We start from the raw sequence: 26060 nt of genomic DNA, 5'->3' as shown, positions 1-26060 counted from the left end.
CGCCACCCAGCACACCTAAACTGTGCGGCGTGTGGAGCCCGAATGCGCGTGACGTCGGCGGACTTCCGACCCGGTACGGCGTACCGACGCGCGCCGGGGCACTCGTGCGCACCGACGCCTTCGCGACTGTGCCGGACGAGCTGCGCACGCTCGACGCCGGCCTGGTGCTCGATCTGCGGTCCGACTGGGAGCTGGCCGAACGGCATCCGCTCGACGGCACCGCGTCGTACCGGCGGATCCCGTGGATCGACCCGGAGGCCGAGAAGCTGCGGGACCCGGACGCCGAGCCGCGGTTGCTCGACGTCTACCGCAACAGCCTGACGCGGAACGCGGACCACATCCGCCGGATCTTCGCGGCGATCGCGGACGCGCCCGCGGACCGGCCGGTCGTGGTGCACTGCAAGGCCGGCAAGGACCGGACCGGGCTCACGGTCGCCGTACTGCTCGAACTGGCCGGCGTACCGCGGGACCTGATCGCGGCGGACTACGCGATCAGCGAGGTCCACCTCGGGACCCGCGACGGGCCCGAGTTCGCGCGGACCCGTCCCGAGACGATCCTCGGGTCGCTCGAGCACCTGGACTCGCTCGGCGGCGTACCGGCGTACCTGTCCTGGCTCGGGCTCTCCGCGGCGCAGGTCCACCGGCTCGCGACCCGGCTGGTACCGGTCGACGTCGAGGCGATCGTGTTCGACTTCGACGGCCTGCTGATGGACACCGAGACCACGATGGTCGAGAGCTGGCGGGCCGAATGGGCGCATCACGGGCTCGAGCTCGACCTCACCGGTTTCTGGCCCGGGCACGGGGGCGACGTCAGCGAGCAGCGGTACGCCGTACTCGCCGCGGCCGTCGGCGCCGGCTTCGACCGCGACGCGAGCCACGCGCGGCGCCTCGCACACCGCGACCGGATGCACGCCGACCTCGACTTCCGCCCCGGTATCCGGGAGTGGATCCGCACCGCCCGGGAGATCGGGCTGACGGTCGGCATCGCGAGCAGCTCACCACGCGCCTGGGTACTCGGGCACCTGGAACGCGTCGGCGCGGCCGACCTCTTCGACCAGATCACCACCGGCGACGAGGTCGCGACCCACAAACCGGATCCCGCGATCTACCAGCTCGCACTGCAGCGCCTGGGCGAACCGTTCGCGATCGCCGTCGAGGACACCCCACACGGCGTCGCGGCGGCCCAGGCCGCCGGAATGTACGCGGTCGCCGTACCGAATCCGTACGTGTCCTCGACGGCCGTCGCCGAGGCCGACCTGGTTCTGGGCAGCGCTGACGAGCTTTTGCTCACCGAACTGCTTCTTTCAGCCCGCTCGAAAGGCTCGACCCTCGTAACTGAGTGACTTAACCTGCTGACCCTCAGTAAAATTCCAACTGGAGGGAAGGCTTATGCGGAAGCTTGCGGGAATGCTGGTGGCAACGGCGACCGCCGTCGCCGGACTGGCGGTGGGCACGCCGGCCGCGCACGCATCGACCGAGTCCTGCGACCTGACGACGGCGAAGTCGGTCGGGTACTCGGCGCTGATGCTGTACGTCGCCGTCGGCCTCGAAGGCTGCTCGAACAGCGTCACCGAGGTCCGGGTGGAACTGCAGAAGGGCCCGAGCGCGAGCGGGCCGTTCACCACGGTCGCGGAGACGTACGCGTACTCCGGCGGCGGCGCCTGGTTCGACGAAGGCACCGGCTGCGGGTACTACGTCGGCGTCGCGCACTGGCAGGACCAGACCGAGACGACGCCGACCCCGGCGTACTACTGCAACTAGACGACTGCCTAAACAACCGACAGGGGCAGGAGCTTCTTGCCGGTCGGGCCGATCTGGATCTCCGTGCCCATCTGAGGACACACCCCACAGTCGAAGCACGGGGTCCAGCGGCAGTCCTCGACCTCGATCGCGCCGTCTTCCTCGAGAGAGTCCTGCCAGTCCTCCCACAGCCAGTCGCGGTCCAGGCCCGAGTCCAGGTGGTCCCACGGCAGGACCTCGGCGTACTCGCGCTCCCGGGTGGTGTACCAGGCGAGGTCGACCGGTTCGTCGGCGAGGGCCTTCTCGGTGCACTCCACCCACCGGTCGTACGAGAAGTGCTCGCTCCACCCGTCGAACCGGCCGCCGTCGCGCCAGACCGCCTCGATCACGCGGCCGACGCGGCGGTCGCCGCGGGACAGCAGGCCCTCGATGATGCCGGGCTTGCCGTCGTGGTACCGGAAACCGATCGCCTTCGCGTAGCCCTTCTCCGAGCGGATCGCCGCGCCGAGCTTCGCCAGCCGGGCGTCGGTCTCCTCGGCGCCGAGCTGGGCGGCCCACTGGAACGGCGTGTGCGGCTTCGGCACGAACCCGCCGATCGACACCGTGCAGCGGATGTCGCGCCGGCCGGACACCTCCCGCCCGGTCGCGATCACCTTCTTCGCCAGGTCCGCGATGGCCAGCACGTCCTCGTCGGTCTCGGTCGGCAGACCGCACATGAAGTACAGCTTCACCTGCCGCCAGCCGTGGCTGTACGCCGCCGCGACCGTGCGGATCAGGTCCTCCTCGGTGACCATCTTGTTGATCACCTTGCGCATCCGGTCCGACCCGCCCTCCGGCGCGAACGTCAGGCCGCTGCGCCGGCCGTTGCGGGAGAACTCGTTGGCCAGCGTGATGTTGAACGCGTCGACCCTTGTCGAAGGCAACGACAACGAGACGTTGCTGCCTTCGTACCGGTCGCCCAGGCCCTTCGCGACGTCGGCGATCTCGCTGTGGTCGGCGCTCGACAGGCTGAGCAGGCCGACCTCCTCGAACCCGGACTGCTTGAGGCCGTTCTCGACCATGTTGCCGATCGTGGTGATGCTGCGCTCGCGGACCGGGCGGGTGATCATGCCCGCCTGGCAGAACCGGCAGCCGCGGGTACAACCGCGGAAGATCTCCACCGAGTACCGCTCGTGGACGGTCTCGGCCAGCGGCACCAGCGGCTTCTTCGGGTACGGCCACGCGTCGAGGTCCATGACCGTGTGCTTCGCGGTCCGGAACGGTACGCCGGGACGGTTCGGTGTGACCCGCTGGATCCGCCCGTCGTCGAGGTAGTCGACGGTGAAGAACCGCGGGATGTAGACGCCGCCGGACTTCGCCAGCCGCAGCAGCACCTCGTCACGCCCGCCCGGGCGTCCCTCGTCCTTCCACTCCCGGATCACCTCGGAGATCGCCAGCACGATCTCCTCGCCGTCCCCCATCACCGCCGCGTCGAGGAAGTCCGCGATCGGCTCCGGGTTGAACGCGGCATGCCCGCCGGCCAGCACGATCGGGTCCTCGTCGGTCCGGTCGGCGGCGTGCAGCGGGATCCCGGCCAGGTCCAGCGCGGTCAGCATGTTCGTGTACCCGAGCTCGGTCGAGAACGACAGCCCGAACACGTCGAACGCCCGCACCGGCCGGTGCGAGTCGAGCGTGAACTGCGGGATCCCGTTCTCCCGCATCACCTTCTCCATGTCCGGCCAGACGGAGTACGTCCGCTCGGCCAGGATGTGGTCGCGCTCATTGAGCACCTCGTACAGGATCTGCACGCCCTGGTTCGGCAGCGCGACCTCGTACGCGTCGGGGTACATCAGCGCCCACCGCACGCTGACCGCGTCCCACTCCTTGCTGACCGAGTTCAGTTCACCCCCGACGTACTGGATCGGCTTCTGCACGCTCGGCAGCAACGCCTCCAGGCGCGGGAACAGCGATTCGACAGTCATAAACACTTCCAGTCAGCGGTCCAGAGCGCCTACCAGCCTAACGCCGCCCGCCTGACAGACCGGAATCGTAGGTCGTGCGGATCCACTCCCGGTACTCGCCGAGGCACTCGATCAACGTGGCCTCCAACTGCTCGTCGGTGGTGATGCCACGCTCGTGCAAGGCCAACTCGTCCCGCATCCGGCGGCTCAACGCGACCGGCGCGTCGACGGCGCGCAGACGGTCCTCGAACGCCACCGCACGATCACGCGTCTGCGCCTGTCGCCGGGTGAGAGCCTTGCGATCGTCACGCCTCAGCAGCCGGGCGTCGACGGACTTCTTGATTCCGAGCGCAATACAGGCGGCGCTGATTCCGACGTATCCGGGCGAGAGGAAGCCGATCACGTTCAGGCCGGCGTCGAGCACGAACCCGAGCGGTCCGACGATCAGGACGACAGCAAGATCCGACGGCGACGAGACGCGATCGAGCAGCTTGGTCAGGTCGTCGATCACCAGAGGTCCCGCCGCGCCCGCAGGATGCTCCGGAGGTAGGTGACCTGTTCCGTGGTCGCGTGCTCGGCGACCTCGATGAAGTGCTCGAGCTCGAAGGTCAGCGGAAGAAAGCGACCGACTTCCCGGAGCCGTCGGAGCGGAGGATCGCGCCGCTCCCACCGGTCGAGGTCGACGAAGTCCCAAAGGCCGTCCTCGATCAGACGCAGCCCTTCGTAGTCCAGCCGGCCGGCCGCAGCCAGCAGTTCGTCGGCCGCGCGGACGAACTCGCCACGCGTCGGCGGGAACACCGGGCCGTCAAGCGCCGTCGCCCTCGGCGGGCGCCGCTGGTCCCGATCGTCGAGCGCTGTCAGGGCGACCCGGGCCGGACGCCGCAACCGGGTCACCAGCAGGGCCACCGCCAGCAGCATCGCGAACGCAACCACGATGATGCCGAACGCCAGGAAGAACGCCGCCACCGCATTGAACGCGCCGGGCAATGAATCGGCGAGGAAGAACGTGAACAGAGCGATCACCGTCGCCAGCCCGAAGAGGCTGCCGCGCCTGCGTCGGTCCGGATCGACCGGCTGCAGCACCGAATGGGTCATCCGTCCTCCCTTTGCGGCCATTCTCCCCGGTCAGCTCCGCCCTGCGCTACCCGAGATGTGCGAGCAGTAACGGGTTGATGGCGTGGGGGTGGGAGTAGGTGACGAGGTGGGCGGCGTTTTCGAGGATTTCGAGGTGGGCGCCGGGGATCTGGGTGGCCAGGGGGACGACGGTTTCCGGGGGGACCGAGGTGTCGCCGTCGGTGGTGACGAGGAGGACGGGGGCGGTGATGTCGGGGAGGGACGGGAGCAGGTTGGTGGTGCTGAGGGCCTCGCAGCAGGCCGCATAGCCCTCGGCGGGGCAGTCGAGGAGCATCTGGCGGATGGGGTCGATGTCCTTGAAGTCGGGGAGGAACCAGCGGCCGAGCGTCGCGTCGACGATCGACTGGGTGCCTTCGGCGCGGACCTGGGCGGCGCGGGCGGTCCACGTGTCCGGTGTGGCGGCGGGGTTCGACGGTGGGCAGATCGCGACCAGGCGGTGGATGCGGTCGGGCGCGTTCTGGGCGAGCCAGAGCCCGACGGCGCCGCCGAGCGAGATGCCGACGTACGACGCCTGCTCGACACCCAGCGTGTCGAGCAGTTCGACGACGTCGCCGCCGAGGTCCTCCATCGTGTACGGGCCGTCGGGTACTTCCGAGCCGCCGTGGCCGCGATGGTCGAAGGCGATCACCCGGAAGCGCTCCGCGAGTACGTCGACCTGCGGCGCCCACATCGCCTGGCTCGCCCCGAGCGACGAACCGAGCAGTACGACGGGCGCGTCGGCCGAACCTGTCTCCACGTAGTTGAGTCGCATGCCGACCACTCTACGTACGCCGCTACTTCGGCGCAGGCGCCCTCCAGATGCTCCGGCCGAACGTGGCGGCGTACACGGTGCTGCCGTCGCCGCTGACCTTGATGTCGAGGATCGACGTCTGCGGCAGGCCCCGGGCGATCCGCGTCCAGTTCTTCTGCCCGGCACGCATCGTGAACGCACCGAAGTCGGTGGCCGCGTACAGCCGGCCGCGGACCGGGTCGTAGCTGAGCATCTCGACCGGCGCGTTCGGAAGGTTGCCGCTGGCATCGACCCAGGTACGGCCGCCGTTCCGGGTCTCGAACACCGACGCCGCCGCGGACCCCTCGCGGAACCCGGACAGCGCCACCCACACGTGGTCCTTCTGCCGCGGATCGACCACCACGGCGTTCACCCAGCGCTCAGGCACCCCGGTCAGCTTGGTCCAGTGCGCGCCGAGGTCGTCGGTACGCCAGAGCAGCCCGTTGTCGGTGCCGACGTACAGCGTCTTCGAGTCGCCGGCCACGCCGATCGCGCTGATCGTGTGGTAGCTGTTCGCGTACACCGGGTCCGACTCCTCGCTCGGCGGGCCGCCGGCCAGGTCGGCGTCGCCGGCCGGGGAGATCGCGGTGAACGTCCGGGCGTGATCGGTCGAGCGGTCCAGGACGTTGCCGCCGAAGTAGACGATCGACGGGTCGTTCGGGTCGAAGGCCATCGGCGCGTCGGTGGTGATCCGCTCGCTGTGCCGGGTCCCGAAGTTCCAGCTGGTCTCCTTGCCGTCCACGTCCTGGTGCCCGTGGCAGGTCCCCTGCTGGAGGCATTCGTAGTACGTGTTGTGGTCCTTCGGATCGATCAGCACCCAGTGCCCGTCACCGCCGCCGAAGGCGTTGAACTGGGTCAGGTCACCCGGCGGAGTCGCGGCAGTCCAGGACCGGACGCTGCCGTTGTCCTGCAGCCCGGTGGCCAGCCGGTTCGGGTCGTCCTGCGCGACCGCGAGGTGGTACGACTGGTTGAACGGCTCCACCTCGGAGTGCACGAACGTCTTGGTCGCCCCGTTCTGGTCCGAGCGGTAGACGCCGCCGTCGTTCCCGACGTACAGCCGGCCGGCGACGTTCGGGTCGTACGCCAGCGCGTGCTGGTCCGCGTGCAGGCCGGACAGCGACGTCCACGTCTTCCCGCCGTCGGAGGAGGCGCGCATGTTCAGGTCCGCGTTGAACAGGTGGTCCGGGTTCGCCGGGTCGACCCAGATCTTCGCGAACCACCACTCGTACCCGCTCCGGCCGCCGGCCTTCCCGCCCGCGGTGAACGTCGTACCGAAGTCGTCGGAGACGTAGAAGCCCTTGTCCGCGCCGTACTGCGTACCCGTGATCACGTAGACCCGGTCCGGGTCGCTCGGGGCCACGCCGATCCCGATCCGGCCGAGGCTCGGGTCGCTGCTCAGGCCGCTCGCGTCGCCGTCGGAGAGCTGGGAGACGTTGTCCAGCCGCGTCCACGTCGTACCGCCGTCCTCGCTGCGGAACAGGCCCGAGCCGACGCCGCCGTAGGTCCGGACCGCCGCGGTGCGGTGGTGGTCCCAGAGCGCCGCGAGCATCCGCCGCGGGTTCTTCGGGTCGATGACGACGTCGACGGCGCCGGTGGTGTCGTTCGGCGGCGCGAGTACCTGCTGCCACGTATGGCCTCCGTCCTCGCTGCGGTAGAGACCGCGTTGCGACACGGGCTTGTACGGCGAACCCGAGGCCGCGGCGAAGATCCGCCGCGGGTTCGTCGGGTCGACCGCGATCCGGCCGATCGCCGCGCTGTCGCGCAGGCCGCGGTTGTGCCAGGTCTTCCCGCCGTCGGCGGACGTGTAGATGCCGTCGCCGAAGAACGTGAGACCACCGCCGGGCGGGTTCGCCTCACCGGTCCCCGCCCACAGCGTGCCGTCCGGCCCGCGTTCGAGCGCGCCCATGGTCTGGTTCTGGTCTGCCGGCCAGGCCGGGGTGAACGTCTTGGACGCGTCGGTACTGCGCCAGACGCCGCCGCCCGAGGCCGCGACGTACACGGTGTCCGGCCGGGTCGGGTCCACCACGAGGCCGACGATCCGGCCGCCGATGTTCGACGGGCCGACGTACGACCAGGCCGACTTGGCGGGGTCGTCCGGGATCTTCGCCGCCTGGGCCCGGGCCTGCTGGACCTGGTCGAGCCCGATGTCCTTGCCGGACGAGAACTTCGTGGTCAGGTAGTCCGCCGGTCCGGTCGCGCCGGAGCCGGCCCGCTCGGCGAGTTCGAAGTGCGCGGCGCAGATCGCCGGCATCCCCGCGGTCTCGGTCTCACCTTCCTCGTCCGAGAACTGCCGTTCGACGCGCTCCCAACCGGCCTGCGCCCGCTGCCCGAGGGACGGCGCCTGCGCCATCCCACAGGTGTCGCTCGTCCCCGCTGCCGCGGCCCCAACGCCTGCCAGCACCACGGCCAGCGCCGTTACGCCCGCGATCTTCCTCCGTCGGCCCATGGGTGGACACCTCCCGCTCGGTGAAATGAGCTGGGCAGGTCAGGTCCCCGCGCCTCACGCCCGGAAGTGTTTCTACCCTCGTGTAGTTGCGCGGAAACGGACAGTGTTCAAGGTAGTGGCATGACCGTCGTGCGGCGGTGGTGCTCGAAGACGACCGAGCTGCGGATGTCGGCGATCTCCTGGCGTTTGGCGAGCGCGAGGACCAGGTCGCGGAGCGCCTGGGTGTCCTTCACCGCGACGTGTGCGAGGAAGTCGGCGCCGCCGGACACCATGAACATGTCCAGCGTCTGCGGCAGGTCCATCACGTACGACTGGAACGCGGTCGCCACCGCCATCGCCTGCGGGCGGAGCTTGATCGAGATGATCGCCTGCGTGGAGCGGTCGATCGCCTGCAGGTCGACGGCCGCGTGGTACCCGCTGATCACACCGCGCTCGCGCAGCCCGCGGATCCGTTCCAGGCAGGTCGACGGTGCGATCTTGAGCTCCGCCGCCATCTCCCGGTTGGTCCGCCGGGCGTCGTTCTGCAGCATCCGCAGGAGCGCCGTATCAAGTTCGTCCATGGCTCCCAGTTTCCCCGATCCGCCGAACGATGTTCGGAGTACGCCGGGATCTGCCGTCCACCGGACTACCGTGACCGCCGTGCTGACGAACAAGATGGTCGTGATCATCGCGACCGACGCCCCGATCGGCGTCGCCCTGAACACCGCTGCCCTGCTCGGCGTCGGCCTCGGCCGGCACCACGACGGCACGGTCGGCCCGGACACCACGGACGCCGCCGGTACGCCGCACACCGGCATGTGCGCGTACCCGATCCCGATCCTCCGCGCCGACGACCTCCGCACGCTCCGGGCGCAGGCAGCCGCCCGGGCGGACGTCACGATCCACGACATGCACCAGGTCGCCCAGCAGGCCCGCACGTACGAGCAGATGGCCGGCACCCTGGCCGGGACGAAGCCCGAGGACATCCAGTACCTCGGCCTCGCGCTCTACGGCCCGCGCCAGTCCATCGACTCGCTGACCGGGGCGCTACCCCTGTACCGCTGAGAGTTTCGCGGGGTTCGCCTGCACCCGGATGCCCGTGATCGCCCGCGCGTCGGTCTCCAGCATCACGAGATGACGGTTGCCTCGGACAACTATCAGCAGGGCGGGTCCGGTGGTCAGGTCGACCGGCTCGAACGACAGGTCCGGGCGCGCGTAGATGCGGCTGAAGAAGTGCGCGACCTTCTCGCGGCCGACGACCGGCTTACGGGCCGCGCGGCGCGCACCGTTGGAGTCGGTCCAGGAGATGACGGACTCCTTGAGCATCGACTCCAGGCGCGGCAGGTCGCCGTCACGGGCCGCGGCCACGAAATCCAGCAGCAGTTGGCGTTGCTCGGCCGTCGACGGGCGGTAGCGCGCACGGTCGTCGTCCAGGGCGTGCTGGGCCCGGCGGAACAGTTGCCGGCAGTCCTCCGGCGTACGGTCCAGGATGTCCGCGATCTCGTCGTACGGCAGGGTGAACGCGGTCCGCAGTACGTAGACGGCGCGCTGCGGCGGGGTGAGGCGCTCCATCAGGTGCAGGAGCGCCATCGACACGTCGTCCAGGTCCACCGCGTCCGCCCGCACGGGTTCCGGCAGCCACTCGCCGATGTAGCTCTCGCGCCGCGCCTGCCGGGTCCGCAGTACGTCGACGGACAGCCGCGTCACCACCCGCGTCAGGTAGCGGCGCGGTTCGGCCACGCCGGCACGGTCGGCCGCCGACCAGCGGACGTACGCGTCCTGCAGTACGTCCTCCGCGTCGTGCCAACTGCCCAGCATCCGGTACGCGAGCCCGGCAAGCATGCCTCGGGCCGAAGCGAACTCCGTCAGGGTGCTGGTCAGCCCGCGACTTCCGGCTGCCTCCGGGTCGCGATCATCAAGCGGTTCCACAGGTTGATCATGCCAATCGCCAGCAGCACGTGCGCAGTGTCCTCCGCACCGAACTGTGCGACCGCGGCATCCCACACGTCGTCGGGTACGCCGCCGCGCCCGAGCAGCGTGACCGCGTCGGTCAGCGCCAGCGCGGCCCGTTCGCGTTCGTCGTAGAACGGCGACTCGCTCCATGCCGCCAGCCCGAACAGCCGCTGCGTGGTCTCACCGTCCTTGAGCGCGTCCGTGGTGTGCATGTCGACGCAGAACGAGCACTCGTTGACCATCGAGGCGCGCACCTTGATCAAATGCAGGAGGGTCGGGTCGACCTGCCCCTGGGCGAAGGTCTCCAGGCCATAGACGGCCCGGAACGCGGCCGGGGTGGTCTTGCTGAAATCGATTCGTTGTTCCATGCCCACACGACGGGCTGGAGCCTCGCCGGCGTGACAACCCCCTGTGTGACGCCGGTCACGCAGGCTTGAGGACCTGGCGGGCCTTCGTGACCGCTGCCTCGGTCGCGGGGTCCAGTTCGCCGCCCTGGCCGGCCAGTACGCCGACCGAGAGGATCACGTCGCCGACGCCCGTGACGACCGCGGCGTACTCGAGACCGCGCTTCGGCCCGCTGGTGCCGGTCAGCTGGAACGCGAAGGGCTTGGTGCCGTACGCCGGGGCTGTGATCGTCTCGACCTTCATCGAGGTGTTGCCGGAACCCGGGGTTTTCAGCGTCACCTTCGAGCAGGAGTCGACGGCCTTCGCGTACGACGCACGCAGGTCCTCGACCTCGCCGGCGGTGCCCATCGCATCGAGGCCGTAGTCGATGTACGGGCCCTCCTGGCCGCCGGTGAAGGTCCGCGACGCGGTGGCCTTCGAGCCCGGTGCCTTGCTCGCGTTCAGGTACTTCACCAGCGGCTTGCAGCGGCTGGTCGGCGCGGAGAACGGCTTCGTACCGTCGTCCTCGTCCTTGTCCAGCGAGAAGCCGCTGGGCAGATCGGCCAGCTGCAGCAGCGCCGCGGTCAGCTCCGCGGTCGTCCGCGGGACCGGACCGGCGGGCGTCGACGGCGCCACGCTCGGCGGCGCACTGGAGCTCGGGGCGGCGGGCGGCGCCGCGTCCTTCTTGTCGTTCCCGCCGCAGGCGGTCAAGGACAGCGCGAGGGCGGCTGCGAGCGCGAGGTACCTGTTCATGGGCCTTCCGGAGGCTCTGGGCGGGCCGAGCAGGCAGCAGCGTACCTGACCCGGCAGTCAGTACCGGTGCGACCTCAGGTGGATGTTCTGCAACAGGCCGACGGCCAGCAGGCAGGCGAACATCGACGACCCGCCGTACGACACGAACGGCAGCGGCAGGCCGGTCACCGGCATGATGCCGAGGGTCATCCCGATGTTCTCGAACGCCTGGAACGCGAACCAGCAGACGATCCCGGTCGCCACCAGCCGACCGAACGCGTCCCGCGCGTTCACCGCGATCCGCAGCCCGCGGAACAGGATGATCGCGAACAGCACGATGATCGCGCCGGCCCCGATCAGCCCGAGCTCCTCCCCCGCGACCGTGAACACGAAGTCGGTGTGCTGCTCGGGGACGAAGCCGTTCTGCGTCTGGCCGCCGTGGAACAGCCCCTGCCCGAAGATGCCGCCGTTCCCGATCGCGATCCGCGCCTGGTTCACGTTGTAGCCGATGCCCTGCGGGTCCGACGACGGATGCATGAACGCGGTGAACCGGTCGATCTGGTACCGCTTCAGGACATGTGTGCTGATCGCGATCGCCGCCACCACGACGCCCGCGCTGAGCAGCGCGAGCATCCAGCGTTTCGGCACCCCGGAGACCGCGATGATCCCGAACACGATCGACCCGAGCACCATCACCGTGCCGAGGTCCGGCTGCAGCATCACCAGCGCGACCGGGACCGCGGCGACCGCGACCGCCTGCGCCACGTCGAGCGTCCGCGCCTCCTCGTTGCGGTCGGTCTCGCTCTTCTCCGCGATCAGCAGCGCCATCCCGACGATCACCGCGAGCTTGGCGAACTCACTCGGCTGGACCGACATGAACGGCAGCAGGATCCAGGACCGGGAACCGTTGATCGTGGCACCGATCCCGGGCACCAGCACCAGGATCAGGCCGACGATCGAACCGGCGTACAGCACCGGGGCGAGGATCCGGACCCGGCGGTGGTCGGTGATCGCGGCACCGACCGCGAGCACCAGGCCGATCGCGAAGTTGATCGCGTGCCGGATCAGGTACGCGTCCGGGTTGCCGCCGGTCAGCGACGTCTTGTTGTGGGTCGCGGACCAGACCAGCAGCGCGCCCAGGAACGCCAGCGCGACCACGCCGAAGACCAGGACCCAGTCGATCTGCCACACGGTCGACCACCGGTCCATCCTGGGCCGGGTGCGGATCGGAGCGAGGAGCGCCATCAGTGCTTCGGTTCCTTACCGGGCGGGGGCGCGGGCGTGATGTTGTAGAGCGTCTCGTAGATCTTGCGGACCGCGTCACCGCCGGCACCCGAACCGGTACCGGCCTGGCTGATCATCATCACCACGGCGTACCGATCGGTGTACGACGCCAGCCAGGACGTGGTCTGCTTGCCGTAGACCTCGGCCGTGCCGGTCTTGGCGCGGACCGGGACCTTGTCCAGCGGGAAGCCCTGGAACTTCCAGGCCGCCGTACCGGAGATCGTGGTCTGCTTGAGCGCGTTGTCGATGTACTTCAGGTTGGCCGCCGACACCGGGAGCTTCGCCTTCACAGTCGGCTTGATCTCGTGCGCCTTGCCGTTGGCGCCGACCCAGGACTGCACGACGCGCGGCTCGTACAGGGTGCCGCCGTTCGACAGCGCGGCGTACACGGTCGCGAGCTGCAGCGGGGTGACCGTGGTGTCGCCCTGGCCGATCGCGAAGTTCACCGCGTCACCGGCGCGGTACTTGTACCCGTCGACGCAGAACTCGCGGGAGAACTGCTTGAGGAACGCCGACGTCCCCGCGGGCGGGTTCGCGGAGATCTTGCAGTAGTAGTTCTTCATCGAGTCGTAGTACGTCTTCTTCCACTTCCGGTCGGCGATCCGGCCGCTCACCTCGCCGGGCAGGTCGATGCCGGTCGGCGTACCGAGACCGAACTTCTGCGCCATCTCGACCAGCGGGTCGTGGGTGCTCACGTCGCTCGAGTTGCCGCCCTCCTTGAGCCAGAGCGCGTACGCGATCCGGTAGAAGAACGTGTCGCAGGACAGCGCCAGCGCCTGGTCGAAGCCGATCATCCCGTACGACGCGGACTCGTAGTTCTTGAACTTGCGGTTGCCGACCTCGAAGTACGACGAGCAGTCCAGACGGGTCTTCGGGCTGTAGCCGGCGCCGAGCGCGGCCGACGTGGTGATCGGCTTGAACGTCGACCCCGGCGCCAGCTGCGCCTGCAGCGCGCGGGAGACCAGCGGCGTCCCGGACTTCGCCGAGTACAACGCGTCCAGCTCCCGCTGGCTGATCCCGCCGACCCACACACCCGGGTCGTACGTCGGGTAGCTGGCCATCGCCACGACCCGGCCGGTCTTCGTGTCCAGGACGACCGCGGCGCCGGAGTCCGCGACGTACTTCTTGTGGGTGACCGGGTCGGTCTGCTTCCGGGCGGTCATGATCGCGCCCTTGAGCTGCGTCTCGACCGCTGCCTGGATCCGGGAGTCGATCGTGCTGACCAGCGTCGCGCCCGGGACCGGGGCGGTCTGCTTCTGGATGCCGGTCGTGTACCCGACGGCGTCGACGATCACGTCCTTCTCACCGGGCGTGCCGCGCAGGAGCTTGTCGTACGAACGCTCGATGCCGGCCCGGCCGACCAGGTCCGAGCGGTGCGGGACCGAGTCCTGCCCGGCCTTGTCCATCGCCTCGAGCTCTTCGGTGGTGATGGGCGACAGATACCCGAGGATGTGCGCGGCGTTCACCTTGAACGGCTCCGGGTACGCCCGCAGGGTCTGCGAGTCGGCCGCGATCCCGGGGAAGTCCTCGCGGCGCTCCATCACCTCGATCGCGACCTGCTCGCTGACGTCCTTCGCGACCGGGATCGGCTGGTACGGCGTACCGTTCCAGCAGGCGGGCGGTTTCGACGCGCCGGGCTCGCCGCACAGCATCGTGCGCGCCTTGAGGTCCTTCGGCTGCTGGCCGAGCACCTTCGCGAGGCGGGCGATGACGACGTTCTGCTGGGTCTCCGGGAGCTTCGCGAGCACCGAGCGGTCGACGGTGATCATCAGCGAGACCCGGTTGCCGACCAGCGTCCGGCCCTGCGAGTCGACGATCGTTCCGCGCGGGGCCGGGATCAGGACCTGGCGGATGTGCTGCTGGTTCGCGGCCTGCGAATAGTCGGCGTTCGACAGCACCTGCATGTACCAGAGCCGGCCGAACAGCGTGCACAGCAAGGAGAAGACCAGCACCCCGATCACGACCAGCCGCAGCCTGGCCTTGAGCGGAGCTTCGAAACCGTCCCAGCTCACGACAACAGACCTTTCGCCGGGACGAGGTGGTCAGCAGGGCCGGAGGTGAGGAGGAGAGCGGTGCTCATGAGACGACCCGGCGGCGTTCGCGGGCGGGCTTGACGCGGCCCATGATCCACATCACCAGCGGGATCACCACGATCGCGCCGACCACGTCGTACCCGGCGGCGATCCCGAGCCGGACGCCGAACTGGCCCCAGTCGACCGACGGGTCGTGCAGCAGCGAGCCGGTCGCGCTGTACAGGAAGAACGAGATCGCCGTCCCGAGCACCACCGTCACCGCCACGCCCAGCGGACCGACCGGCCCGGACGACGTGCGCTCGCGACGGATCAGGCCGGCCACGTACCCCGCGACCGCCATCGACAGCGCCCAGCGGCCCGCCGTGTGGTCGGCGGGCGGTACGACGTCCATCAGCAGACCGCCGACGAACCCGGCGATCGCACCCCACTCCGCACCGCGGGACAGCGCCAGCGCGATCACCACGATCAGCGTCAGGTCACAGGTCACGCCCGCGACCGCGATGTTCGGCAGCACGGACGTCTGCAGGGTCACGGCGATCATCAGGAACAGGGCCGCCAACCCGATGCGCAACGCGATCACGTCAGTTCCCCTTCCCCGTGAGTTGCTGGCGGGGCGGTCGGGCGGGTGGCCCGGTCACCACACCGACGGTGTCGATTCTGGTCGGATCGACGTACGGCTTGATGGTCGCGGTGGAGCCGAGGGCGCCCTCGTTCGGCGTCACCGAGGCGACGACGCCGATCGGGACCCCGGGCACGTACGGCGCGTCGTCGCTGGAACCCCAGGTGACGATCCGGTCGCCGACCTTCGGCCGGGCCTTCGGGTCGACGAGCTTGTAGTCGAGGGTGCCGGCCACGTCGCCGCGTCCGGAGACGAAGCCGAGCGCGAGCGTCGAGTTCAGCCGGCCGCCGACGGTCGAGTTCCGGTCGCCGATCAGCAACACGGTCGCGGTCCCCTGGGTGGTGCGGACCACCCGGCCGACCAGACCGGTGCCGTTCAGCACGGTCATGTCGGTCCGCACGCCGTCGGCCGTGCCGGCGTCGATCGTCAAGGTGTGGCTGAAGGTCTGCGCGCTGCCGATCCCGATCACCCGGGCGGGGGTCATCGTGTACTGCGGGGCGATCTTGAGCAGCTTGTCCAGCTCCTGCGCCCTGCTCCGGGCGTAGTCGGAGGTGTCCAGCTGCCGGGTGAGATCCTCGTTCTCCTGCTTCAGCTTCTCGTTCTCGGACTTCAGCCTGTCCATTTCCGCGAACCGGTCGCGGAGGTCGTCCACAGGCTGCCGGGCCGAGGTCGCGGTCGACTCCAGCGGCCCGAAGACGGCGGCCGCGGCCTCGCGCACCGGCTCGAGCGGCGAACCGGCCGAGCGCCGGGCGTCCAGCACGATCAGCGTGAAACAGGCCAGGACCACCAGCGCGAGCACGGACCGGCGCCGCCGCACCTCGCGCGGCGTACCCGCCGAGCGCAGCGGCGTCTCGCCCGCCGAGCGGAACGCGCTCCGGGTCGAGGTGCTGCTCCGGGCCGACGTACTGCGGGACGGGCTGCCGAGGTCTTTGAGCATTCCTTGGGTACCTCAGCGCCGGTTGTCGGTGACCAGGATGCGGTTGAGGGTCTCGATGTTGTCCACGCACTTGCCGGCGCCGAGCACGACGGCGTCCAGCGGGTTCTCCGCGACGTGGATCGGGATCCCGGTCTCGTGCCGGAGCCGCTCGTCCATGCCTTTCAGCAGCGCGCCGCCGCCGGTCAGCACGATGCCCCGGTCGACGATGTCGCCGGCCAGCTCCGGCGGCGTCTTGTCCAGCGTCGCCTTGACCGCGTCGACGATCGCGGTGATCGGCTCCTCGATCGCCTGCCGCATGTCCGCCGACGACACCTTCACCGTGCGCGGCAGGCCGGAGACCATGTCCCGGCCGCGGATCTCGCTGTCCGGGCCGTCGGTGGTCGGGAACGCCGACCCGATCGTCATCTTGATCTGCTCCGAGGTGGCCTCGCCGAGCAGCAGCGAGAACTCCTTCTTGCAGTAGTTCACGATCGCCTTGTCGATGGCGTCGCCGGCCACCCGGATCGACTGGCTGGTGACGATGCCGCCGAACGAGATGACCGCGACCTCGGTGGTCCCGCCGCCGATGTCGACGACCATGTTGCCGGTCGCGTCGCGGACCTCGAGGTTCGAGCCGAGCGCGGCGGCCATCGGCTCCTCGATGATGTACACCTTGCGGGCGCCGGCCATGTACCCGGCGTCGCGGACCGCGCGCTGCTCGACCGCGGTGATCCCGGACGGGACGCAGACCACGATCCGCGGCTTCGCGAAGTACCGCCGGCGGTGCACGCGCTGGATGAAGTACCTGAGCATCTGCTCGGCGGCGTCGAAGTCGGCGATCACGCCGTCCTTCAACGGCCGGATCGCCGTGATGTTGCCCGGCGTACGCCCGATCATCTTCTTCGCCTCGTGACCGAACGCGACCGCTTCCTGCGGCTCGTCCGTCCGGGTCGCGACCACGGACGGCTCGTTCAGCACGACGCCCCGGCCGCGCACGTACACCAGGGTGTTCGCCGTTCCGAGATCGACCGCCATGTCGCGGCCGAGCATGCTGTTGGCCACCGCGGCACCTCCCACTCGGTCCCCGACCAGGCTAAACGCTGAGCGACGCCGCCTGGGGACCGACACGACCCGTCCGCCCAGGCACGTATCGTATCTGCTCAAGCACCTGCAGTCCGCAACGGCCTGCGGCTACAGCGATTCCGCAGCCTGCTCCAGCTCGTCGACGGTGCCGGACATGATCGTGCGGACATGCGCGGTGACGAGGTCGAGCGGCCAGTCCCACCATGCGATCGCGAGCAACCGGTCGACATCGGCGTCGGAGTACCGGCGGCGGATGAGTTTCACCGGGTTGCCTCCGGCGATCCCGTAGTCGGGGATGTCGCTGGTGACGACCGACCCGGACGCCACGATCGCGCCGTGCCCGATCCGCACACCGGGCATCACGAGGGTCTGGTATCCGAGCCAGACGTCGTTCCCGACCACGGTGTCACCGCGGCCGGGAAGCCCGCCGATCAGGTCGAAGTGCTCCGACCACGAGCCGCCCATGATCGGGAACGGGAACGTCGACGGGCCGTCCATCCGGTGGTTGGCGCCGTTCATGACGAACCGGGCACCTTCACCGAGCGCGCAGTACTTCCCGATGACCAGCTTCTCCGGGCCGTAGTGGTACAGCACGTTGCGGGTCTCGAACGCGGTCGGGTCGTCCGGGTCGTCGTAGTACGTGAACTCGCCGACCTCGATCAGCGGCGAGGTGACCAGCGGCTTGAGGAGTACGACGCGCGGCTGCTCCGGCATCGGATGCAGCCGCGTCGGGTCGGGCAGGACCGGGCTCACGGCAGGTCGGGGAACCAGATCTTGATCTCGCGGGAGGCGGACTCCTCGGAGTCGGAGCCGTGCACGAGGTTCTCGCGGTTGGACAGTGAGAAGTCGCCGCGGATCGTGCCGGGGGCGGCCTTGCGGCCGTCGGTGGCGCCGTTCAGGGCCCGGACGACCTCGATCGCCTCGTCGCCCTCGAGCACCAGCGCCACCATCGGGCCGCTGGTGACGAAGTCCCGCAGCGGCGGGTAGAAGGCCTTGTCGACGTGCTCGGCGTAGTGCTGGTCGGCCATCTCACCGTCGATCGTGCGCAGGTCCATCGCGACGATCGTGAGGCCCTTGGCCTCGAACCGGCCCAGCACCTCGCCCACCAGTCCGCGGCGGACCGTGTCGGGCTTCAGCAGGACCAGGGTGCGCTGCGACATCTGTCAACTCTCTCTCGAAGTAGTCGGGGCGGCCGAGCTTAACTGCTCGTGAGCCTTTTTCGCGGCCTCGATCCGGCGGCCGAGGACGATCGCGGCCACCCAGAAGGCGGCGAAGGCGAGGCCGAGCAGGAACATCACCGGTACGACGAAGCCGAGGCCGACGGCGCCGACCTGGACCACCGAACCGAGGACGTACCCGGCCTGGAAGCGGAGCAGCCCGGCCGCGAGCAGCGCCAGTACGAACAGACCGAGGCAGGTCGGCACCGCCACCGCGGGCCGGACGTCCGCGATCGAGATCATCACCGGTGTGACCAGCGCGAGGACGACGGACTCGAACGCGAGCACGATCGAGGCGAGCGACCTCACTTCTCGTCCTTCTGCTTGCGGACCAGCAGCGATCGCGCCTCACCGGCGGTGATCACCGAGCCGGTGATCAGGACGCCGCCGCTACCGAGCGCGACCGCGTTCTCCTCGGCGAGCCGGATCGCGTCGTCGATCGCGTCGATCAGGTGCGGGCGGACCAGCACCCGCTCCTCGCCGAACACTTCCGCGGCCAGCTCCCCCAGTTCCTCGGCGGGCATCGAGCGCTCGACGAAGCTGTTCCGGGTGCAGACGACGGTTTCCATGATCGGCTCGTACGCCTCGAGGACGCCGTACACGTCCTTGTCCTTCATACAGCCCAGTACGCCGATCAGCGGCTGGAACTGGAAGGCCTCCGACACCGCGGCCGCGGTCGCCTCCGCGCCGTGCGGGTTGTGCGCGGCGTCCACCACGATGGTCGGACTCTGCCGGACGACCTCCAGCCGGCCGGGGCTCGTCACCTGCTCGAAGCCCGCCTGCAGCAGCTCGGCCGTCACGCGTCCCTCGGTCTCCGGGCTCGCGCCGAGCAGGGCCTCGACCGCGGCGACCGCGACGGCGGCGTTGTGCGCCTGGTACTCACCGTGCAGCGGAACGAACAGTTCGTCGTACTCCGCTCCGAGGCCCTTGATCGAGACCACCTGGCCGCCGACCGCGAGCGTCCGGCTGACGACGCCGAACTCGATGCCCTCGCGGGCGACCTGGGCGCCGACCTCGGCGGCCTTGCGGAGCAGTACCTCGAAGACGTCGAGGCTCTGCTGGGCCATCACGACCGTGCCGCCGGGCTTGATGATCCCGGACTTCTCGCCGGCGATCGTGACCGGATCCGCGCCCAGCAGGTGCGCGTGGTCGACCGCGACCGGGGTGATCACCGAGACCGTGCCGTCGGCGACGTTGGTGGCGTCCCAGGTGCCGCCGAGGCCGACCTCGATCACCGCGACGTCGACCGGGGCGTCGGCGAAGATCGCGAACGCCATCCCGACCATCGCCTCGAAGAACGTCAGCGGGTGCTCCTGCTCGGCGTCGACGACGTCGAGGTACGGCGCGATCTCCTCGTACGCCTCGACGAAGCGCTGCTCGCTGACCGGCTCGCCGTCCAGCGTGATCCGCTCGGTCACCGACTCCAGGTGCGGGCTGGTGAACCGGCCGGTGCGCAGGCCGGACTCGCGCAACAGCGTGTCGATCATCCGCGCCGTCGACGTCTTGCCGTTCGTCCCCGTCAGATGCACCACCGGGTAGGCCTTCTGGGGGTCGCCGAGCAGCTCGACGAGGCGCCGGACGCGGTCCAGGGTGGGCTCGATCTTGTGCTCCGGCCAGCGCTGCTGGAGCCGCGCCGACACTTCGGCGAAGGAGAGGTCACTCATCAGGATGCCCAGTCTAGGAGGGGGGTGTGGATAACCGGTCGGAGCACCCCTTGACAACCACTAACATTGTGCGCATGAGCCAGACGTCCCGCGTTCCAGACAAGCCCACCCTCGATGGCCTCGAGGAGAAGTGGGCTGCCGTATGGAAGGAGCAGCAGACCTACGCCTTCGACCGCACCGCCGAGCGTGCCGATGTGTATTCCATCGACACGCCGCCGCCGACGGTCTCCGGGTCGCTGCACGTCGGGCACATCTTCAGCTACACGCACACCGACCTGGTCGCGCGGTACCAGCGGATGCGCGGCAAGAAGGTCTTCTACCCGATCGGCTGGGACGACAACGGCCTGCCGACCGAGCGCCGGGTGCAGAACTACTACGGCGTCAAGTGCGACCCCTCGCTGCCGTACGACCCGGACTTCACGCCGCCGGCCAAGCCGGACCCGAAGAAGCAGCTCCCGATCTCCCGGCAGAACTTCGTCGACCTGTGCGGCGAGCTCACGCACATCGACGAGCAGGCGTTCGAGGCGATGTGGCGGCAGGTCGGCCTGAGCGTCGACTGGTCGTACCTCTACACCACGATCTCCGAGGACTCCCGGCGGACGTCGCAGCGCGCGTTCCTGCGCAACTTCGCCCGCGGCGAGGCGTATCTGGCCGAGGCGCCGACGGTCTGGGACGTCACGTTCCAGACGGCGGTCGCGCAGGCGGAGATGGAGGCCCGGCCGTATCCGGGCGCCTACCATCGGGTCGCCTTCCACAGTGCAGATGGTCACGGCGCCGACGGGCCGGTGTACATCGAGACCACCCGCCCGGAGCTGATCCCGGCCTGCGTCGCGCTGATCGCGCATCCCGACGACGACCGGTACAAGCACCTGTTCGGGACGACGGTGAAGTCGCCGCTGTTCGGCGTCGAGGTCCCGGTCCTCGCGCACCCGGCCGCCGAGATGGACAAGGGCGCCGGTATCGCGATGTGCTGCACGTTCGGCGACCAGACCGACATCCAGTGGTGGCGCGAGCTGCAGCTCCCGGTCCGTACGGTGATCGGCCGCGACGGCCGGCTGCTCCGCGAGACCCCGGCGTGGCTCGAGGGTTCCGAGCTGTACGGCGAGCTCGCCGGCAAGACCGTCTTCAGCGCGCGGGAGCTGGTCGTCCAGAAGCTCCGCGAGAGCGGCGAGCTGGACGGCGAACCGAAGAAGACCGAGCGGATGGCGAACTTCTACGAGAACGGCGACAAGCCGCTCGAGATCGTCTCCACCCGGCAGTGGTACATCACCAACGGCGGCCGGGACGCGGCGCTCAAGCAGGAGTTCCTGGAGCGCGGCAACGAGCTCGCCTGGGTCCCGGAGCACATGCGGCACCGCTACCTGAACTGGGTCGAGGGCCTGAACGGCGACTGGCTGATCTCCCGCCAGCGGTACTTCGGCGTCCCGTTCCCGGTCTGGTACCCGCTGGACCGGGACGGCGAGCCGGACTACGCGCACCCGTTGATGCCGTCCGAGGCCGAGCTGCCGATCGACCCGACCTCGCAGGCTCCGCGCGGGTACGACGAGTCCCAGCGCGGCAAGCCGGGCGGGTTCGAGGCCGACCCGGATGTGATGGACACCTGGGCGACCTCATCGCTGACGCCGCACATCGTCTGCGGGTGGGAGCGGGACGACGACCTGTTCCGCCGTACCTTCCCGATGGACCTGAACACGCACGCGCACGAGATCATCCGGACCTGGCTGTTCTCCCGCGTCGTCCGCGCGCACTTCGAGAACGGCACGCTGCCGTGGGCCCGGTCGATGATCTCCGGGTTCGTCGTCGACCCGGACCGCAAGAAGATGTCGAAGTCCAAGGGCAACGCGGTCATCCCGTCGGAGATCCTGGAGAAGTTCGGCTCCGACGCGGTCCGCTGGCGTGCGGCGATGGCGCGGCCGGGGCTGGACTCGCCGTTCGACGAGTCGCAGATGAAGGTCGGCCGGCGGCTCGCGATCAAGGTGCTGAACGCGTCCAAGTTCGTCCTCGGGTTCGGGGCGACGACGGTCGACGCTTCGGCGGTTACGGAGCCGATCGACCTGGCGATGCTGCAGCGGCTGCGTTCGGTCGTCACGGACGCGACAGCGGCCTTCGAGCGGTACGACTACACCGGCGCGCTGGAGATCGCGGAGCGGTTCTTCTGGACGTTCTGCGACGACTACGTCGAGCTGGTGAAGGAGCGTGCGTACGGCGGTCAGGGTGAGGCCGCGGCGGCGTCGGCGAAGGCCGCGCTCGCGGTCGCGCTGTCGGTCCAGCTGCGGCTGCTGGCGCCGTACCTGCCGTTCGCGACCGAGGAGGTCTGGTCGTGGTGGCAGGAGGGTTCGATCCACCTGTCGTCGTGGCCGACGCCGGAGGCCGACCTGGCGGTCGCGGACCAGGAGGCCGAGGTCCTGGACGCGGTGTCCGAGGTGCTGGCCGGGATCCGCGGCGCGAAGTCCGAGGCGCAGGTGTCGATGAAGACCGAGGTCTCGAAGGTCGAGGTCACCGGTCCGGCCGCCCGCCTGTCCCTCGCCGAGCGCGCCGAGCCCGACCTGCGGGCCGCCGGGCGCATCACCGGCGAGATCGTCTGGAATGCCAACGAGTCCGATGCGGTCAAGGTCGTCGCGACACTCTGAGCACCGGCCCTGGGTGCCCGCCTTCCGGTCCGGAAGGCGGGCACCTGTGCGTTCGGCTACCCTGCGGGGTCGGCTTGTCCCGATGTGGAACGATCGGGACGAACCTCCAGCCGCACCCCGTGACCCGCACGTCCGAGGAGCTACTCGATGACCGACCCCACCACCCCGGTGGACCCCAAGAACCAGGCTGACACCGCCGCCGACGACACCACCGAACTCGCCCCCGTCCCGGCCGCCGAGCCCGCTGCGAACACCGCCGCGGACGAGACACCCGCGGCCGGAAAGAGCACGAACGCAACCGACCCGACCGGCGAAAAGCCAGGCGGGGCGGACGGACCGGCGGGCGAGAAGCCAGGCGGGGCGAGTGCCGGAGCGACGGGCGACAACGCGGGCGGGGCGGACGCCGGACCGGCGGGTCGGGCGAGTGCCGGAGTGGCGGGTGAGAGGGGCGCGGGGCTAGGTGCGGACGCCGGGCCGGCGGGTGGTGGCGGGACAGGTGTGGGGGCGGCGAAGAAGAAAGGGGTGCGGCGGGTTCGGTTGAGTGGGGCCTGGTTGACGGTTGGTGGGGCTGTGGTGCTGCTCGTGGTGCTGGCGGTGCTCGGGTATGTGTGGGGGCTCGGACCGCTCAACCGGCTGAACACGAACCGTGGGATCAACCCACCCGCGAAGCTCGCCGGGCTCGATCGGATCACCGACAAGGGCATCCGCGACCAGCTGCAGCTCGACCAGACGCGGGCGGCGCTGAGCCGGATCAACAACGGCAAGCAGGCGACCGTCGAGGCGTACGGCTCGATCGACGGCAGCAAGATGTACGTGATCATCGCGCTCCGCGGCAAGGTCGACATCGACAAGACGGTCGCCGACTCCGGCGCCACCCCGGACAAGATCAAGCACGTCGGCAGCAGCACCTGCGTGGAGGCGAGCGGCAACCTCCCCACCCAGTGCTACCGAGGCTCCAACACCCTCACCGTCATCGCCCAGTCCGCCAACGAAGGCGTCCCCGTCGACCAGGTCGCCCCGGTAGCCGAACAAGCCTTCAAAGCCATGCGCTGAGTACCAGAAGACAACCAAGTTTGGTACGTTCATTTCTGGTTGTCTCACATACGGGCTATTCAGAGGCGGTAAGCATGGACGAGTTCTACGGCCGGACCCGTGAACTCGAGACACTCGACCGGCTGTTGACCCGGGTCGACGGGCGGGGACGATCCGGACGCCCCGGCAGAGCGGTACTGATCCGTGGCCGACGGCGAGTCGGGAAGTCGCGGCTGGTCGAGGAGTTCATCGAGCGTTCCGGGCTGCCGAGCCTCTTCTACACGGCGTCGGCGCAGTCGAACACCGCAACTGACCTGCGGCTCTTCGTCGAGGCTGCCACCAGTTCGACGCTGCCGCAGGCGAAGCTGTTCGCCGGACAGACGCCACAGGACTGGGATGCGGCGCTGCACCTGCTGGCGGCCGCCTTGCCGACAGACCGGCCGAGCATCGTCGTGTTCGACGAGATGCCGTATCTCATCGCGAACGACCCTGGCTTCGAAGGCACGCTGCAGAAACTGTACGATCGCGAGTTCTCTCGCAAGCCGGTCCTGTTGCTGTGCGTGGGATCGGACCTCGCGATGATGGAACGCCTGAACGAGTACGACCGACCGTTCCACCAGCGCGGTGCCGAGATGGTCGTCCCTCCCCTGAGCCCGGTCGATGTCGCCGAGATGCTGGATCTCGAGCCCGCCGAGGCGTTCGACGCATTCCTGGTCTCGGGTGGCCTTCCGTTGGTTCTCGAGGACTGGCCGACGGGGGCCGGCGTCTTCGACTACCTCGCGTCAACACTCACCGATCCGACCACAGCACTCATCGTCAGCGGCGAACGTTCCCTCGCTGCCGAGTTCCCGTCCGATGCCCAGGCCCGGCTTGTCCTCTCGGCGATCGGATCCGGCGAACGCACTCATACGCTGATCGGCCGCGCCGCAGGCGGTATGCCGGCCAGCAGCTTGAACCGGGCGCTCCACCTACTGACCGCGAAACGCGTGGTCGAAGCGGTGACGCCACTGTCCACTCGCCCATCAAAAGAGACTCGCTACTACATCGCCGACCCACACCTGCGCTTCTGGCTTGCCTTCCTCGGGCCGCACCTTGCCGAGGTCGAGCGCGGCCGCGGTGACCTCACACTGGCGCGGATCCGGGCGTCATGGTCGTCATGGCGCGGCCGGGCTGTCGAACCAGTGGTGCGTGAGTCGCTCTTTCGTCTGCGCGACGGTGGCGTACCGGATGGCACCGGTGTCATCGGCGGCTACTGGACCAGAACGAACGACCCGGAGATCGACGTGGTCGCCGCGGATCGTGGACCGGTGGCGAGGCAGATCACCGCGGTCGGGTCGATCAAGTGGCTGGAGCGCAAACCCTTCGACGCCCGCGATCTGAGCAGGCTGCACGTCCATCGGAGTCAGCTTCCGGGTGCGAGCGAGTCGACTCCGTTGCTTGCCGTCGCTCGTGCGGGGGTTGCGGTCGACGGCGTCCAAGCAGTAGGTCCGGCAGAGCTACTGGCTGCTTGGCGCTGAGTCAGGTGAGTAGGCCGGCTATGAGGATCATGGCGGGGATCGAGAGCAGGGTGCTGAGGAGTACTGCGCTGCGGGCGAGGGTGCGGCCGGCCCGGTAGTGGACGGCGTAGACGTACACGTTCTGGGCGGTGGGTAAGGCCGCCAGGAGGGTGGGGGCGAGCAGGGCGTGTCCGTGGAGGTCCAGGAGCCAGCGGGCGATCGTGTAGGCGACCAGAGGCTGGGCGACGGTCTTCAGGGAGACCGCGAGGACGACGTCGCGGCGGAGGGTGATCGAATCCTTGGTGCCGGCGCTGAGGCTCAGGCCGTAGGCGATCAGGGCGACGGGTACGGCGGCCGCCGCGAGCAACTCGATCGGGCGCAGCAGGGGATCCGGCAGCCGGACGCCGAGCAGGGACACCACGAGCCCGAGCAGGGACGCGACCGTGAGCGGGTTGCGCAGCGGGCGGGACAGGACCGTCTTCAGATCGACCCGCCGGCCGCTCCCCTGGCGGTCGCCGTCCAGTACGGCGAACGCGATCGGCGCCATCACCAGCACCTGGAACAGCACGATCGGCGCCACCAGCGCGCCGTCGCCGAGGACGTACGCCGCGACCGGTACGCCGAGGTTGCCCGCGTTCACGTACGACGAGGCGAGCACCCCGATCGTGGCCTGGGACCGCGTCCGCCGCCACAGCACCACCGCGATCAGCAGGAACACCGCCTGTACCACGAACAGGCTGACCAGGTTGGTGACCAGTACCGCCGAGAAGATCGACCGGATGTCGGCCCGCGCGACGGTGGTGAACAGCAGCGCGGGCGTTGCCACGAAGAACGCCAGCCGGGACAGCACCAACTCGTCCTGGGAGCGCAGTACGCCGAAGAGGCCGACGACGTACCCGAGCACGGCCACTGCGACCAGCGCCGCGAAGGCGCCGATGACGGCCGACATCTCAGGAACTCAGGCGGGTGGGCACGCCCTCGATCGTAGGGGCAACCGCTGTCCGCGGGC

At 69.4% G+C, this 26060-nt stretch carries 25 protein-coding genes; 6 read left to right on the top strand and 19 right to left on the bottom strand.

Features of this window, described 5'->3' with window-relative positions:
• The first annotated feature begins 29 nt into the window (after positions 1-29).
• Both AB0M51_RS00770 and AB0M51_RS00765 read left to right on the top strand, forming a co-directional pair.
• Entirely contained in the window at positions 30-1343 is a 1314-nt protein-coding gene (locus AB0M51_RS00770) for an HAD-IA family hydrolase (protein WP_344190342.1), read from the top strand.
• Positions 1344-1389: 46 nt separating this feature from the next.
• Complete coding sequence (locus tag AB0M51_RS00765; protein WP_344190344.1) at positions 1390-1761, top strand: hypothetical protein; 372 nt, start codon at positions 1390-1392, stop codon at positions 1759-1761.
• A gap of 8 nt (positions 1762-1769) precedes the next feature.
• Here AB0M51_RS00765 and AB0M51_RS00760 read toward each other — a convergent pair whose 3' ends face one another.
• From AB0M51_RS00760 to AB0M51_RS00735, 6 genes are all read right to left on the bottom strand, one after another.
• Positions 1770-3701 carry a TIGR03960 family B12-binding radical SAM protein gene (locus tag AB0M51_RS00760; RefSeq protein WP_344190346.1) on the bottom strand — a complete coding sequence of 644 codons (1932 nt, stop codon included), beginning with the start codon at positions 3699-3701 and terminating at the stop codon, positions 1770-1772.
• Positions 3702-3738: 37 nt separating this feature from the next.
• Positions 3739-4191 carry a hypothetical protein gene (locus tag AB0M51_RS00755; protein ID WP_325549347.1) on the bottom strand — a complete coding sequence of 151 codons (453 nt, stop codon included), beginning with the start codon at positions 4189-4191 and terminating at the stop codon, positions 3739-3741.
• A complete protein-coding gene (locus AB0M51_RS00750; RefSeq protein ID WP_325549346.1) occupies positions 4188-4775 on the bottom strand; it encodes a hypothetical protein in 588 nt (195 codons plus the stop codon). Before AB0M51_RS00750 ends, AB0M51_RS00755 begins: the two co-directional genes overlap by 4 nt.
• A gap of 46 nt (positions 4776-4821) precedes the next feature.
• A complete protein-coding gene (locus AB0M51_RS00745; protein WP_363747552.1) occupies positions 4822-5565 on the bottom strand; it encodes an alpha/beta fold hydrolase in 744 nt (247 codons plus the stop codon).
• A gap of 22 nt (positions 5566-5587) precedes the next feature.
• Positions 5588-8029, bottom strand: coding sequence for a hypothetical protein (locus tag AB0M51_RS00740; protein WP_344190350.1), 2442 nt, complete (start codon positions 8027-8029; stop codon positions 5588-5590).
• Between the two features lie 107 nt (positions 8030-8136).
• Positions 8137-8589 (bottom strand): Lrp/AsnC family transcriptional regulator, encoded by a 453-nt coding sequence (locus AB0M51_RS00735; protein WP_344190352.1) that lies wholly within the window; start codon positions 8587-8589, stop codon positions 8137-8139.
• Between the two features lie 79 nt (positions 8590-8668).
• On the opposite strand from AB0M51_RS00735, the gene AB0M51_RS00730 reads away from it, so the two are divergent.
• Positions 8669-9073, top strand: a complete 405-nt coding sequence (locus AB0M51_RS00730; RefSeq protein WP_344190354.1) for a DUF2000 domain-containing protein — start codon at positions 8669-8671, stop codon at positions 9071-9073.
• On the opposite strand, the gene AB0M51_RS00725 is transcribed toward AB0M51_RS00730, so the two are convergent.
• The 12 genes from AB0M51_RS00725 to AB0M51_RS00670 all read right to left on the bottom strand — a co-directional run bounded on the left by AB0M51_RS00725 (position 9056) and on the right by AB0M51_RS00670 (position 19893).
• Complete coding sequence (locus AB0M51_RS00725) at positions 9056-9937, bottom strand: sigma-70 family RNA polymerase sigma factor (protein ID WP_344190356.1); 882 nt, start codon at positions 9935-9937, stop codon at positions 9056-9058. The genes AB0M51_RS00730 and AB0M51_RS00725 overlap by 18 nt on opposite strands.
• A complete protein-coding gene (locus AB0M51_RS00720) occupies positions 9886-10329 on the bottom strand; it encodes a carboxymuconolactone decarboxylase family protein (RefSeq protein WP_344190358.1) in 444 nt (147 codons plus the stop codon). The genes AB0M51_RS00725 and AB0M51_RS00720 overlap by 52 nt, the downstream gene beginning before the upstream one ends.
• A gap of 55 nt (positions 10330-10384) precedes the next feature.
• On the bottom strand, positions 10385-11098 hold the full coding sequence (locus tag AB0M51_RS00715; RefSeq protein WP_344190360.1) for a hypothetical protein: 714 nt from the start codon (positions 11096-11098) through the stop codon (positions 10385-10387).
• Positions 11099-11155: 57 nt separating this feature from the next.
• The gene (rodA, locus tag AB0M51_RS00710; RefSeq protein WP_344190362.1) at positions 11156-12322 is read right to left on the bottom strand and encodes a rod shape-determining protein RodA; all 1167 of its coding nucleotides are present in this window, start codon (positions 12320-12322) and stop codon (positions 11156-11158) included.
• Positions 12322-14373 (bottom strand): penicillin-binding protein 2, encoded by a 2052-nt coding sequence (mrdA, locus tag AB0M51_RS00705; protein ID WP_344190364.1) that lies wholly within the window; start codon positions 14371-14373, stop codon positions 12322-12324. The genes rodA and mrdA overlap by 1 nt, the downstream gene beginning before the upstream one ends.
• A gap of 64 nt (positions 14374-14437) precedes the next feature.
• Positions 14438-14974, bottom strand: coding sequence for a rod shape-determining protein MreD (gene mreD, locus AB0M51_RS00700; RefSeq protein ID WP_344190367.1), 537 nt, complete (start codon positions 14972-14974; stop codon positions 14438-14440).
• Position 14975: 1 nt separating this feature from the next.
• Positions 14976-15950: a rod shape-determining protein MreC gene (gene mreC / locus AB0M51_RS00695; protein ID WP_344190369.1), complete on the bottom strand. Its 975-nt coding sequence runs from the start codon at positions 15948-15950 to the stop codon at positions 14976-14978.
• A gap of 12 nt (positions 15951-15962) precedes the next feature.
• On the bottom strand, positions 15963-16979 hold the full coding sequence (locus tag AB0M51_RS00690) for a rod shape-determining protein (RefSeq protein ID WP_167219028.1): 1017 nt from the start codon (positions 16977-16979) through the stop codon (positions 15963-15965).
• A 141-nt stretch (positions 16980-17120) separates the two neighbouring features.
• Entirely contained in the window at positions 17121-17765 is a 645-nt protein-coding gene (locus AB0M51_RS00685) for a CatB-related O-acetyltransferase (RefSeq protein WP_344190371.1), read from the bottom strand.
• Positions 17762-18172 (bottom strand): nucleoside-diphosphate kinase, encoded by a 411-nt coding sequence (gene ndk / locus AB0M51_RS00680; protein WP_344190373.1) that lies wholly within the window; start codon positions 18170-18172, stop codon positions 17762-17764. Before ndk ends, AB0M51_RS00685 begins: the two co-directional genes overlap by 4 nt.
• Positions 18173-18175: 3 nt before the next feature.
• Positions 18176-18538, bottom strand: a complete 363-nt coding sequence (locus tag AB0M51_RS00675; RefSeq protein ID WP_344190375.1) for a DUF4233 domain-containing protein — start codon at positions 18536-18538, stop codon at positions 18176-18178.
• The gene (locus AB0M51_RS00670) at positions 18535-19893 is read right to left on the bottom strand and encodes a folylpolyglutamate synthase/dihydrofolate synthase family protein (RefSeq protein WP_344190377.1); all 1359 of its coding nucleotides are present in this window, start codon (positions 19891-19893) and stop codon (positions 18535-18537) included. The genes AB0M51_RS00675 and AB0M51_RS00670 overlap by 4 nt, the downstream gene beginning before the upstream one ends.
• 74 nt (positions 19894-19967) lie before the next feature.
• Here AB0M51_RS00670 and valS point away from each other — a divergent pair, with 74 nt between their 5' ends.
• From valS to AB0M51_RS00655, 3 genes are all read left to right on the top strand, one after another.
• Positions 19968-22523 (top strand): valine--tRNA ligase, encoded by a 2556-nt coding sequence (gene valS / locus AB0M51_RS00665; RefSeq protein ID WP_344190379.1) that lies wholly within the window; start codon positions 19968-19970, stop codon positions 22521-22523.
• 147 nt (positions 22524-22670) lie between these two features.
• Entirely contained in the window at positions 22671-23576 is a 906-nt protein-coding gene (locus AB0M51_RS00660; RefSeq protein WP_344190381.1) for a hypothetical protein, read from the top strand.
• 74 nt (positions 23577-23650) lie between these two features.
• A complete protein-coding gene (locus AB0M51_RS00655) occupies positions 23651-25072 on the top strand; it encodes a DUF234 domain-containing protein (RefSeq protein WP_344190383.1) in 1422 nt (473 codons plus the stop codon).
• Position 25073: 1 nt separating this feature from the next.
• Here AB0M51_RS00655 and AB0M51_RS00650 read toward each other — a convergent pair whose 3' ends face one another.
• Positions 25074-26000: an AEC family transporter gene (locus AB0M51_RS00650; protein WP_344190385.1), complete on the bottom strand. Its 927-nt coding sequence runs from the start codon at positions 25998-26000 to the stop codon at positions 25074-25076.
• Positions 26001-26060: the final 60 nt, after the last annotated feature.

It is taken from the genome of Kribbella sp. NPDC051137, assembly GCF_040682535.1.
GTDB lineage: Bacteria > Actinomycetota > Actinomycetes > Propionibacteriales > Kribbellaceae > Kribbella > Kribbella karoonensis.
The sequence above is the reverse complement of the archived record's forward strand: the minus strand, read 5'-3'. Positions and strand labels throughout refer to the sequence as shown.